Origin of the sequence: Paraburkholderia sp. DD10 (assembly GCF_049177125.1) — a bacterium.
In the GTDB taxonomy this organism is placed as follows: domain Bacteria; phylum Pseudomonadota; class Gammaproteobacteria; order Burkholderiales; family Burkholderiaceae; genus Paraburkholderia; species Paraburkholderia terricola.
The window spans coordinates 2,761,390-2,773,567 of the sequence record NZ_CP185393.1; the positions used below are offsets into that span (position 1 = coordinate 2,761,390).

Consider the following 12,178-nt stretch of genomic DNA (forward strand, 5'->3'; position numbering starts at 1 on the left):
TGCAGCGCGATCCGGCACAAAAAACAAATTCATTTGCGAAATGAATCAATGCATGGCGAGGCTGAATGCCGTCACGCATCGTCGCCGATCGCACGCATCTTGCGCGAGATGACGGACACGGCTCGCGATGGTCTTACAATACGCTCACCCCGTTCACGCATCGCTCGTTTCCGGCCCGGCTGAGCCCGCCGCCGGCGGGCAGCGCCGATAAAAACCCACGACCCGAGACACATGACCCGAGACCCCCGCCTGACTCTCAATGCCCGGCAACAGGAACTGCTGGAGTGGGTGCAACGCGACGGCTTCGTGACCGTGGACGACCTCGCGGCTCACTTCGACGTGACGCCGCAGACCATTCGCCGCGACGTCAACTGGCTCGCCGACATGAACCTGCTGCGCCGCTATCACGGTGGCGCCAGTTTGCCGACCAGTTCCGAGAACGTGTCCTACACGGCGCGTCAACGGATGTTCCATGACGAGAAACGGCGCATCGCGGCGCTGGTCGCCACGCACATTCCCGACCAGGCCTCGCTGTTCATCAACCTCGGCACCACCACCGAGGAAGTCGCCCGCGCGCTCAACCGGCATCGCGGCCTGCGCGTGATCACCAACAATCTGAATGTCGCCAGCATGATGAGCGGCTATCCGGATTGCGAAGTGCTGGTGACGGGCGGCATCGTGCGGCCGTGGGACAAAGGGATCGTCGGCGAACTGGCGATCGATTTCATCCGCCAGTTCAAGGTGGACTTCGCGATCATCGGCACGTCGAGCATCGAAACGGACGGCACGCTGCGCGATTTCGACACCCGCGAAGTGCGCGTGGCCGAGGCGATCATCCAGCATGCGCGCACCGTCTTTCTCGCCGCCGACAACTCGAAGTTCGGCCGGCCCGCGCTAGTTCGCCAAGGTCATCTCGACCAGATCGACGCCCTTTTCACCGACGCCGCGCCGCCCGCCGAAATGATGGAAACGCTCACCGCCGCCAATTGCCAGGTGTACGTCGCCGGGTAAGGCCAGGCGTTCTCCGCCATGTTGCAGCGCACGCGAAACTTCGAGTGAATTCAAGGATTTGCCCGCTGCCTTGAACCGCCTCGACGGCGCTGGATTGTCAAAGGGAAAATTTACTGGGACTCCTTTGGTGTTTAACGTGCGGTTGACTACACTCCAGTTCCCCGACGTTCGTTTCGCATTCCGCGTAGCGCCGGTTGCGTGAACCCGTCGCGTAAGCCGTACTTCCCGCCTGATCCTGTAGCGGACCTCACTGGCCTCTGGCCAGTTGCCGGCAAGGCCGTCCGCGTTTGCTTGACATGGAGAGAACGATGCTGAGTCCGCATGAATTCGCCACGCTGTTGCTCGTCAAGGACGCTCCCAATCAGGTCGACATGGAGCGGGAAGAACTCGATGCACTACTGGAACGCCAGTTGGTGCAACTCGAACGGCTCGCATCGGGCAATGAACAATGGCGCGTCACTGAAAGCGGCGATAGCGCACTGAGGGCCATCAAACGTTTTTCCTAGCTACGTTCTGGGTTATGGCTGCAGCCACCGGAGTCGCCAGCCGACATCCGGAGGCGTGAGCATGGGTTGCGCCACAGACGTGACGCGCCCGCGTCGCCTTGACGATGCACCTATTTGCTTCGAGTAATCCGGCCGCCGCCGTGGGGCGCGGCCGCTTCGTTGCGTCCCGAGCCAGGCGCGCGCCGTCACGCCGCAATGCCGCGTGGATTTTATCGAGCTTTGTCGGGCGAAAGCCCCGCGGCCCCGGCCGAAGCCGAGCCTCAACCGCTGCGCAAGGTCGGATCGACCGCGGCGCGCCAGCTCAACGCCCTGGCCCGCTGATCGGTGAAGAACGCGACCCACTGGTTGCGCACCTGCGGATCCGCGCTCATGCCTTGACTTGCATAGCGCTGCGCGATCGTGGCCTGAAACGCGCAGTACTGGTCTTTCGACAGCTTGCCGCGCCGGTTCGCCACATAAGCATCGAATAACGTCGCATACACGCCTTGGGCGTCGTTGCCGTAATCGACCGGCTCGGCGCTGCACATCTGCTGCAACGACGCGAACGACGGCGCGCCCATCGTCCCGTTCAGGCTTGGCGTGCCGACGCACCCCGTGAGAAGCGCAGCGGCGCCGATCATCAAAAGTCCACGCATGAATTCCCCTCGAAATGGCTACTGCGCAGAGTATCGTCCGTGGCCGCGCGTTGCGCCACCACTCGACCCGCGAGACAAAGAGGTGAGCCCGGCAAACCGAACTTTACTTTTTCGAATATGTTCATTAAAGTTCGAAAACGAACACCAGCGGTTCGATAGATTTTCCATACGACTTCCGACAACACCTAGGGGACACAGCAGGTGACGCAAGGCTCGAGATACGATTTGCTCGTCGTGGGCGGCGGGATCAACGGCGCGGGAATTGCTCGCGACGCGGCAGGCCGCGGCCTGTCGGTGCTGCTGTGCGAACAGGACGACCTCGCGGCGCACACGTCGTCGGCGAGCACCAAACTGATTCACGGCGGCCTGCGCTATCTCGAGTACCGCGAGTTCGGTCTCGTGCGCAAGGCGCTGCAGGAGCGCGAAACGCTGCTGCGCGCAGCGCCGCACATCATGTGGCCGTTGCGCTTCGTGATGCCGCACATGCCCGATCTGCGGCCGGCCTGGCTGATTCGCGCCGGCCTGTTTCTCTACGATCACCTCGCCAGGCGCGAACTGCTGCCCGGTTCGCGCGGCATCGTGATGCGCAATCATCCGGCGGGCGCACCGCTCGTCGATTCGATCAAGCGCGGCTTCGTGTATTCGGACGGCTGGGTCAACGACGCGCGGCTCGTCGTCCTGAACGCGCTGGATGCCCAGGAGCGCGGCGCGAAAATCCTCACGCGCACGAAGCTCGTCAGCGCGGTGCGCGCGGGCGGCGAATGGCGCGCGCAACTCAAGCGCGGGGACGGCACGCTGCTCGACGTTCGCGCAGCCTCGATCGCCAACGCCGCGGGCCCGTGGGTCGGCGAACTGCTGCAAGGCGCGCTCGGCCGCAAGGCGTCGCATAGCGTGCGCCTCGTGAAAGGCAGCCATATCGTCACGCGGCGCCTGTTCGAACACGATCACGCGTACATCTTCCAGAATCCCGACAAGCGGATCATCTTCGCGATTCCGTACGAGCACGATTACACGCTGATCGGCACGACGGATATCGAATATCGCGGCGACCCCTCGCAGGTGGCGATCAACGCGGAGGAAATCCAGTACCTGTGCGATTCGATCAACCGCTACTTCAAGGACAAGATCTCGCCGGCCGACGTGCGCTGGACCTATTCGGGCGTGCGGCCGCTGCTCGAGGAAGAAGGCGCGGACAATCCGTCGGCGGTCACGCGCGATTACTCGCTCGAACTCGACGCGCCCGCGGACGAAGCGCCGCTGCTCTCGGTGTTCGGCGGCAAGATCACCACCTTTCGCAAGCTCGCTGAAGAAGCCGTCGACAAACTCGCGCAAGCGTTGGGCGGCAACGCGAACGCCGCACCCTCGTGGACGGCCGGCGCGCCCTTGCCCGGCGGCGACATCGCGCACGCGAACTTCGAGCGCTTCGTCACCGAATTCAAGCAGCAGCATGCGTGGCTGCCGGCCGACCTGGCTTACCGCCTCGCCCGCGCATACGGCACGCGCGTTGAGCGCGTGATCGGCAACGCGCGCTCGGTGGCCGATCTCGGCCGCGCATTCGCGCCGGGTCTGTACGAGGCCGAGCTGGTTTATCTGCGCGACACCGAATGGGCGCGCAGCGCTCAGGACGTGCTGTGGCGCCGGTCGAAACTCGGGCTGCATGTCGAGCCGGGCACGCTCGATTCGATCACGCACGACATCGACGTGTGGTTCGCACGCGAACCGGTGCGACAGAGCGCATAGTTAGACTCTCGACGCAGCCGTCGCAACGCACCGCGCTCGCGGCTCACGTGAACCCGACCGATTCACCCCTCGGCTAGACGAAGCCGGCACGCACGAAACCATTGCGGCCCGCTCAAAACAACAAGCCGTTCCCGTCGCCGGTCCGCAGTCCGGCGATCCATAAAACGCATGGAGAAGAGACAATGCAGGATCAGTACATCCTCGCGCTCGACCAAGGCACCACTAGTTCGCGTGCGATGCTATTCGACCGGCTCGGCAATATCGTGTCGACCGCTCAGAAGGAATTCCAGCAAATCTACCCGCATCCGGGCTGGGTCGAGCACGATGCGCAGGAAATCTGGTCGACGCAAGCCGGCGTCGCCGCCGAAGCCGTGACGCGCGCCGGCATGAACGGCACCTCGATCGCCGCGATCGGCATCACCAATCAACGCGAAACCACGGTCGTGTGGGACCGCGAAACCGGCCATCCCGTCTATAACGCGATCGTCTGGCAAGACCGCCGCACCGCCGACTTCTGCGACCAGCTCAAGGAGCGAGGTCTGGAGGAAAAGGTCCGCGCGAAAACCGGCCTGCCGATCGACTCGTACTTCTCGGCCACCAAGATTCGCTGGATTCTCGACAACGTCGAAGGCGCGCGCGAAAAGGCGAGGCAAGGCCGCCTCGCATTCGGCACGGTCGATAGCTGGCTGGTGTGGAATTTCACCAAGGGCGGCCTGCATGTCACCGACGTGACCAACGCATCGCGCACGATGCTCTTCAACATCCATACGCTGAAGTGGGACGACGAACTGCTCGACGCGCTCGACATTCCGCGCAGCATGTTGCCGGAAGTGCGGGCATCGTCGGAAGTCTATGGGCCGACCAGGACCACCGTGTTCGCCTCCAAGATTCCGCTCGCGGGCATCGCCGGCGATCAGCACGCCGCGCTGTTCGGGCAGATGTGCACGCAGTCGGGCATGGTGAAGAACACCTACGGCACGGGCTGCTTCCTCGTGATGAACACCGGCGACAAGCCGATCGAGTCGAAGAACAATCTCGTCACCACGATCGCCTGGCAAATCGGCGACCAGATCAACTACGCGCTCGAAGGCAGCATCTTCATTGCCGGCGCGGTGGTGCAATGGTTGCGCGACGGCCTCGGCATCATCAAGAGCGCGGCGGAAATCGAAACGCTGGCGCGCAGCGTGCCGCATTGCGACGGCGTGTACCTGGTGCCGGCCTTCGCCGGGCTCGGCGCGCCGCATTGGAATGCACGCGCGCGCGGCACGCTGTTCGGCGTGACGCGCGGCACGACCTCCGCGCATATCGCACGCGCCGCGCTCGACTCGATCGCCTATCAATCGCTCGACGTGCTGAAGGCCATGGAAGCCGACTCCGGCATTCGCATCGGCGAATTGCGCGTGGACGGCGGCGCCTGCGCGAATAATCTGCTGATGCAATTCCAGGCCGACATTCTCGGCGTCGACGCGGTACGCCCGAAGGTTGCCGAAACGACCGCGCTCGGCGCGGCCTACCTGGCCGGCCTCGCGGTCGGCTACTGGAAGGACGTGGACGAACTCCAGAACCAGTGGAAGCTGGAGCGCCGCTTCACACCCGCGCTGCCGCACGCCGACGTCAAGCAATGCCTCGACGGCTGGCAACGCGCGATCCGCGCCGCCAAGGCCTGGGCCGACGCGTCCTGAGCGTCCTGACCATCCCACGCGGCCCCAAACCCGCTCGACTCCAAGCTCTCGATGCAACGAAGCCGCTTATCCGGCGGCTTCCTGACAACCCTGTTTCGGATCAACCTTCGATGTCTCCTTACATTGCGGAATTCATCGGCACGGCGCTGGTGGTGCTGCTCGGCGACGGCGCCGTCGCCAATGTGCTGCTCGCGCGCACCAAAGGCAAAGGCGCGGACCTGATCGTCATCGTGATGGGCTGGGCGATGGCCGTGTTCATCGCCGTCTACGTCACCGCGTCGTTTAGCGGGGCGCACCTGAATCCTGTCGTGACGGTGAGTCTCGCACTGGCCGGCAAGTTCGCCTGGGCCAAGGTGCCCGGCTACATCGCGGCGCAGATGCTCGGCGGCATGGCGGGCGCGCTGCTCGTGTGGGTCGCGTATCGCCAGCATTTCGCGAAAGAAGGCGATGCCGATGTGAAGCTCGGCGTGTTCTGCACGTCGCCGGCGATTCGCAGCGTGCCGCACAACCTGTTGACTGAAATGATCGCGACCTTCGTGCTGATTCTCGGCGTGCTGTATCTGGCTGCGCCCGAAGTGGGTCTCGGCGCGCTCGACGCGTTGCCGGTCGGCCTGCTGGTGCTCGGCATCGGCATCTCGCTCGGCGGCCCGACCGGCTATGCAATGAGCCCGGCGCGCGACTTGTCGCCGCGTCTGATGCACACGCTGCTGCCGATTCCCGGCAAGCGCGACAGCGACTGGCGTTATGCGTGGATTCCGGTGTTCGGTCCGCTGGTGGGCGGCGCGGTGGCAGCGGGGCTGTATTTGTACCTGCACACGCACTGACCTTGCGGCCAGGCAATGCGGTTAAGAAGCGGTAGTTAAAGAGCGGGCACGAAGCCGCGCTCAAGAAGCGCGCGAACGCAAAGCAGCGGCGTCGCGCAGCCCGCGCCAAAGCACGTATCATGGCGCTTTTCAATCCGCGCCCGAGCTTGCTTCCGCCTGGCTCACGCGCTTCCCGCTTTCCGTTTCAAGGCATGATCGACCACCTCATCTGTGACTGCGACGGCGTGCTCGTCGACAGCGAAATCATCGCCGACCGCGTAATGGCCGAAACGCTGACCGCCGCCTTCCCCGGTCTCGACTTCGAAGCGGTCGTCAAGACGGCCTTTGGCCAGCAAACCTCGCGCTTTCTCGAAGGCATCGAGAAGTCGTTCGATATCGTGCTGCCCGCGGACTTTCTCGCGACCGTCGAACATCAGGTCGAACTCGCGCTCGCGGCATCGCTCAGCCCGATCAACGGCGTGCGCGACGCATTGCAACGCGTCACGCTGCCGGCCGCGGTCGTGTCGAATAGCCGGATGGCGCGCGTGCATGCCTCGGTGCGGCGCGCGGGCTTGCAGCAGATTTTCGGCGAGCGAATCTTCAGCGCCGAACAGGTGGCGCGGCCCAAGCCTTATCCCGATGTCTATCGCTTCGCCGCGCAGACGCTGGGCGTGGATCCGTCACGATGCATCGTCGTGGAAGACAGCGTGGCCGGTTTGAACGCGGCGCGCGCGGCGGGCATGAAGACGATCGCGTTCGTCGGCGCGAGCCATATTCCCGACGGGTACGCGGACGCGCTGCGCAACATGGGCATGACGCGCATCATGAAGCACATGGATCAACTGCCCGCGCTGATCGAGGCGGGCGTGCGCGGCGAGTTCAGAGACGTGCAGTCGTAGCCGTTTCGCTTCGCGGCACGAGCCACAAAAAAGGCCGACTGCGCAACAGTCGGCCTTGTCGTTTGAGCGGCGTGCCGGATCATCCGGCGCCGCACATGCCACGCTTCAGGCTTCGGCCACGCATTCCCGCGCCGCCGCCAGCGCCTCGCGAAACGCCACCAGTTCGGCGATCGTCAGCATCGGCAGATCGTGTTGCCGTGCGAAGCGCTCGACGTCCGCGCCGCGCGTCATCGTGCCGTCCGCGTTCATCAGTTCGCACAGCACGCCGGCCGGCTTCAGACCCGCGAGAATCGCCAGGTCGACCGTCCCCTCGGTGTGACCGCGACGCGCGAGCACGCCGCCGGGCATCGCCCGCAACGGGAACACGTGGCCCGGCCGCACGATGTCGGCGGGCTTCGCCGTATCGGCGATCGCGGCGCGAATCGTCGTCACGCGATCGAGCGCGGATACGCCGGTGGTCACGCCGTCGCGCGCCTCGATCGACACGGTGAACGCGGTGCCGTGACGGCTTTCGTTGTTGACGGCCATCGGCGGCAGTTCGAGCGCGCGGATCTTCTCGTCGGGCAGGCATAGGCAGACGATGCCGCTGCATTCGCGGATCAGCAGCGCCATGGTTTCGACGGAAAGACGCTCGGCGGACACGATCAGATCGGCTTCGTTCTCGCGGTCGTGGTCGTCCTGCAGGACGACGGCGCGGCCATCGCGCATGGCTTGCAAGGCGGCGGCGATGCGCGGCGGAACGGCTTCGGTGGCGAGCAGCGGGAGATCGAGGAATGCATCGGGTGCAATCGTCGACGGTGCGGGAAAAGCAGCAAAAGACATGGTTGAAACGCTCATCGCAAAAGTTGGGCGAGAAACGTTTCAGGGCATTGCAAACAGACAAGGACGCGCCGTTGAACGCCGCCCGAAGCGCCGTTCACGCACCGCTCGAATGACTCGCGGCGCCACGGAAAACGTAGATGACTATCTGCACATCTTCTTCCATCCGGACTCTGACCGTCGGCTCTGGCTTCGCACCAGATCTGCTGACCCCGCTACGGCTTTCGATACGCTGAGAACCTGAACGACGCGGGCGCTCGCGGGCTCGCCGGCTCACGCTTTCGCGCTGCCGGCATACCGCCGGTGGGGAATTTCGCCCCGCCCTGAAGACGCACTGATTGCCGGATCGACCGGCTGGCAAAGCATACAGCAGTCGCGCGCGGCTCGCAGCGCAACCCTACTGGACAGACGGGCATCGCCAGGGCAGCGCCGCGGCGCCCGCGTCCGGCCTACAGCGTTCCATCAAACCGGCGCGGCCTCGCGCGTCGTCTCGTGCGGCGCGGGCACGTCCCAACGCGGCGGCGTCTCCGCCTTCAGCGTGACGCGAAACGCGCGCGCTTCCGTGTCGCCGGGATTGCGCAGGCTATGCGGCTGATCGGCGTCGAACACGATCGCGTCACCCGTGGCGAGCAACTGGCGTTGATCGTGCACGCTGACTTCCAGCGTGCCTTCGCTCACCACCAGATTCACCGTCGTGCCCGGCGCGCGGCGCGTGCCGGCTTCGGTGTGCAACGGCGCGATGCGCAACTCGTGAAACTCGGCGGCGGTCGGTTCGGCGTCGGGATAGAGCGGCCGCGCCGAATAGCGCCCGTTCGAGCTGACCACGCGCGACGAGCGCTCCGCCGGCAGATGCTCGAAGCCGTTCGTCGCATGCCGCCGCAAGAACGCCGCCACCGACACCTTCAGCGCCGCCGCCACCTTGCACAGCACCTTGATGGACGGCACGCTGCGCGCCGATTCGATCTGCGCGAGCATCGCGCGCGACACGCCGGAAGCGCGAGCCAATGCGTCGAGCGAGAGTTGCCGCTCGGCGCGCAAACGCGCGAGATTCACGCCGACCAGATGCTCCAGTGCATCGAAGGGTTCGGATGCACGCGGCGACGTGCCGGGGTCGGCGGCGGGATCGCGAACCAGCGCAAGCGGGGAATGCATGATTGCCTCCTGTAGCGCCGCCGGACGGCGGGCAAGCGGTTAGTGGAAGCAAGATAGCATCGGGTCCGGCCGCGCCCAACGAAGTTATCTTCACACTGTTATCAGCATTGCGGAGGACGCTTCCCGCAAAGCTTGTGCGAATTTTTTATATGAGCCGAGCGCCCGGCTGAGCGGCGCACGCGCGGTCATGCGCGCTGCGTCACCACCGCCTCCGGCGAATCCATACGCGCGGCGACCCACGTCAGCAGCAACGCGGCCACGCTCACCGCCGCCGCGACCCACGGCAACGTATCGAGCGAATGGCCGTGATCGATCACGACACCGCCGAGCCACGCGCCGCCCGCATTGCCCACATTGAACGCGCCGATGTTCAGCGTAGAGGCCAGATTCGGCGCCGCAGCCGCCTTCTCGACCACGCGCATCTGCAGCGGCGGCACCGTCGCGAATGCCGCGATGCCCCACACGAAGATCGTGATCGCTGCGGCCACCTGCGAATGGCTGGTGCGCGCAAAGATCGCCATCACCACCGCGAGCGCGACCAGGATGCCCATCAGCGAAGGCATCAGCGCGCGGTCGGCGAGCTTGCCGCCCACCGTATTGCCGATCGTGAGGCCCACGCCGAACAGCACCAGAATCAGCGTGACGCCGCGCGGCGAGAAGCCGCTCACCTGTTCGAGAATCGGCGCGATATAGGTGAACACGACGAACACGCCGCCGAAGCCGAGCACCGTCATCGCGAGCGCGGTCCAGACTTGCGGGTCTTTCAGCACGCGCACTTCATGACCGAGACCGAGCGGCCCGGCATCGTGACGATTCGGCACCAGCGCCGTCACGCCCGCCAGCGACAGCACGCCCAATGCGCTGACGATCCAGAACGCCGCGCGCCAGCCGAATTGCTGGCCGATGAACGTGCCGAACGGTACGCCCAGCACATTCGCCAGCGTCAGGCCGGTGAACATCAGCGCAATCGCGCTCGCGCGCTTCTCGGCGGGCACGAGCGAAGCCGCGACCACCGCGCCGATGCCGAAGAACGAGCCGTGCGCGAACGACGTCACCACGCGCGCGATCATCAGCACCGAATAGCTGGACGCGATTGCGCACAGCGTGTTGCCGACGATGAACACGCCCATCAGCAACTGCAACGCCAGCTTGCGCGGCATCTTGCTGGTGAGCACCGCGAGCAGCGGCGCGCCGACCGCGACGCCCAGCGCATAGCCGCTCACGAGCAAGCCGGCCGATGGAATCGACACGGCCAGGTCGTGCGCGACCTCGGGCAACAGACCCATGATCACGAATTCGGTCGTACCGATCGCGAATGCGCTGATGGCCAGCGCGAGCAATGGAATGGGCATGCTTCTACTCCAGGTTCTCAAGTTGAGCGTGATCGCCGTGGCGCAGCGCGGTCACGAATTCGATGACGACGCCCGGCGCGAGCGCGACGAACAGTTGCAGTTCGGCGGGTTGCGCGCGCATCCGAGGCACTTGCGCGAGCCGATAGTCCACGCCGGCCGCATGCAAACGGTCGAGCAGCGACTGCCATTCGGCGGCGCCCTCCAGCCGGAATGCGATGTGATCGATGCGCGGCGTCGATCGTCCCGCTTGCCCGGGCGCCGTCGCCTCGATCAGATGGATGACCGGGCGACCGTTCGCGTACAGCCAATGGCCATCGATCGAAAACGGCGGACGCGCGCCGTCCGCCAGCCCGACGATGTCGACGAAAAAACGTCGGACGGCGTCGGGTTCGGCGGTGACGATCGTCGCGTGATCGAGTTGCATGGCGTGAGCGGCTGGCCGCACCAGGGTTTTCGAGGACTGGATTGTCGCCGCGACGCGTGGTTTTGATAATTGGCGTAGCATTTGAAGCATTATCAAATCCAAATTGAAAGTCTGACGACGATGGATAACCTCGGTGACATCCGCCTCTTCGTGGAAGCCGCGCAGCAGGGCAGCCTGTCGGCGGCGGGCCGCAAGCTGGGTTTGACGCCCGCCGCGGCGAGCGCACGCCTCGCCAAGCTGGAAGCCGGCCTGAAAACCCGACTCTTCGAGCGCACCACCCGGCAACTAGGCTCACCGACGAAGGCCGCCTGTACCTGAACTGCTGCCGCCAGGCGCTGCAATCGCTCGACGACGCCGAAGCCGCGCTGCAAGCGGGCCAGGGCGTGGTGCGCGGCAAGGTGCGCATCTCCGCGACGTCCGACTTCGGCCGCAATCTGCTGATGCATTGGCTGGACGAGTTCAACGCGCTCTACCCGGAAGTGACCTTCGCGCTCACGCTGTCGGACTCGCTGTCGAATCTGGTGCAGGAGGACATCGACCTGGCGATCCGCTTCGGCGTGCCGCAGGACAGTTCGCTCGTCGCGCGCAAGCTGGCGCCGAACCGGCGCGTGCTGTGCGCATCGCCCGACTACATCGCGCGCAAGGGCGAACCCAGGGATCCGCACGACCTCGCGAATTTCGACTGCATCGTGCTCGGCACCGCGTCCGGCCCGGTCAACGAATGGCGCTTCACCCGCGGCGATGAAGTACAGAGCTACACGGTGCCGCTCGAAACGGCCCGCGAGACGAACGACGGCGCGGTCGCCCGCGAATGGGCGCTGCGCGGCTACGGCATCGCGATCAAGTCGATGTGGGACGTGGAAGCGGATCTGCGCACCGACGGCCTCAAAACCCTGCTGCCGGAGTGGCGCTATCCCGATGCGCCGCTGCACGCGCTCTACCATCGCAACCGCTTCATGGCGCCGCGCGTGCGCGCGCTGCTGGATTTCTTGAGCGAGCGCTTCGCGCAGGTGTCGGACGAACTGGAAGGCTTGCTGGGCCTGCCGCCGGAGCGGCCGCGCGCGAACGGAGCGGCCGAAACCCCATCCGATGAAGGGCTATAATATTGAGCTACGCGGCAAACCTGCATTGAAAAGGCGACAGCGCCGCTCCGCG

11 protein-coding genes, 1 pseudogene and 1 riboswitch are annotated in these 12,178 nt (G+C 65.2%); of the genes and pseudogenes, 7 read left to right on the top strand and 5 right to left on the bottom strand.

Annotated features, from left to right (window positions below; genetic code table 11):
• Window positions 1–231 precede the first annotated feature (231 nt).
• Complete coding sequence (locus tag ACOCG7_RS27720; RefSeq protein ID WP_083083208.1) at window positions 232–1,011, top strand: DeoR/GlpR family DNA-binding transcription regulator; 780 nt, start codon at window positions 232–234, stop codon at window positions 1,009–1,011.
• A 308-nt stretch (window positions 1,012–1,319) separates the two neighbouring features.
• The gene (locus tag ACOCG7_RS27725) at window positions 1,320–1,517 is read left to right on the top strand and encodes a hypothetical protein (RefSeq protein ID WP_073429069.1); all 198 of its coding nucleotides are present in this window, start codon (window positions 1,320–1,322) and stop codon (window positions 1,515–1,517) included.
• Window positions 1,518–1,777: 260 nt separating this feature from the next.
• Here the strand turns inward: ACOCG7_RS27725 and ACOCG7_RS27730 are convergent, their stop codons facing one another.
• Entirely contained in the window at window positions 1,778–2,152 is a 375-nt protein-coding gene (locus tag ACOCG7_RS27730) for a hypothetical protein (RefSeq protein ID WP_176035727.1), read from the bottom strand.
• A 201-nt stretch (window positions 2,153–2,353) separates the two neighbouring features.
• Between ACOCG7_RS27730 and glpD the strand changes: the two genes are divergently transcribed.
• From glpD to ACOCG7_RS27750, 4 genes are all read left to right on the top strand, one after another.
• Window positions 2,354–3,892: a glycerol-3-phosphate dehydrogenase gene (gene glpD, locus ACOCG7_RS27735; protein WP_083083204.1), complete on the top strand. Its 1,539-nt coding sequence runs from the start codon at window positions 2,354–2,356 to the stop codon at window positions 3,890–3,892.
• A 182-nt stretch (window positions 3,893–4,074) separates the two neighbouring features.
• Complete coding sequence (gene glpK, locus ACOCG7_RS27740; RefSeq protein ID WP_083083202.1) at window positions 4,075–5,574, top strand: glycerol kinase GlpK; 1,500 nt, start codon at window positions 4,075–4,077, stop codon at window positions 5,572–5,574.
• 110 nt (window positions 5,575–5,684) lie between these two features.
• Window positions 5,685–6,398, top strand: coding sequence for an MIP/aquaporin family protein (locus tag ACOCG7_RS27745; protein ID WP_073429072.1), 714 nt, complete (start codon window positions 5,685–5,687; stop codon window positions 6,396–6,398).
• 191 nt (window positions 6,399–6,589) lie between these two features.
• A complete protein-coding gene (locus ACOCG7_RS27750) occupies window positions 6,590–7,276 on the top strand; it encodes an HAD family hydrolase (RefSeq protein ID WP_083084187.1) in 687 nt (228 codons plus the stop codon).
• Window positions 7,277–7,381: 105 nt separating this feature from the next.
• On the opposite strand, the gene ribB is transcribed toward ACOCG7_RS27750, so the two are convergent.
• From ribB to ACOCG7_RS27770, 4 genes are all read right to left on the bottom strand, one after another.
• Window positions 7,382–8,098, bottom strand: a complete 717-nt coding sequence (gene ribB / locus ACOCG7_RS27755; RefSeq protein WP_083083199.1) for a 3,4-dihydroxy-2-butanone-4-phosphate synthase — start codon at window positions 8,096–8,098, stop codon at window positions 7,382–7,384.
• A 147-nt stretch (window positions 8,099–8,245) separates the two neighbouring features.
• Window positions 8,246–8,430: riboswitch (FMN riboswitch) on the bottom strand.
• A gap of 127 nt (window positions 8,431–8,557) precedes the next feature.
• Window positions 8,558–9,247, bottom strand: coding sequence for a helix-turn-helix domain-containing protein (locus tag ACOCG7_RS27760; protein ID WP_073429074.1), 690 nt, complete (start codon window positions 9,245–9,247; stop codon window positions 8,558–8,560).
• 185 nt (window positions 9,248–9,432) lie between these two features.
• On the bottom strand, window positions 9,433–10,599 hold the full coding sequence (locus ACOCG7_RS27765) for an MFS transporter (protein WP_083083197.1): 1,167 nt from the start codon (window positions 10,597–10,599) through the stop codon (window positions 9,433–9,435).
• 4 nt (window positions 10,600–10,603) lie between these two features.
• The gene (locus ACOCG7_RS27770) at window positions 10,604–11,023 is read right to left on the bottom strand and encodes a VOC family protein (protein ID WP_083083195.1); all 420 of its coding nucleotides are present in this window, start codon (window positions 11,021–11,023) and stop codon (window positions 10,604–10,606) included.
• A 120-nt stretch (window positions 11,024–11,143) separates the two neighbouring features.
• Between ACOCG7_RS27770 and ACOCG7_RS27775 the strand changes: the two are divergent.
• Window positions 11,144–12,126 (top strand): annotated as a pseudogene (locus ACOCG7_RS27775) (LysR family transcriptional regulator).
• Window positions 12,127–12,178: the final 52 nt, after the last annotated feature.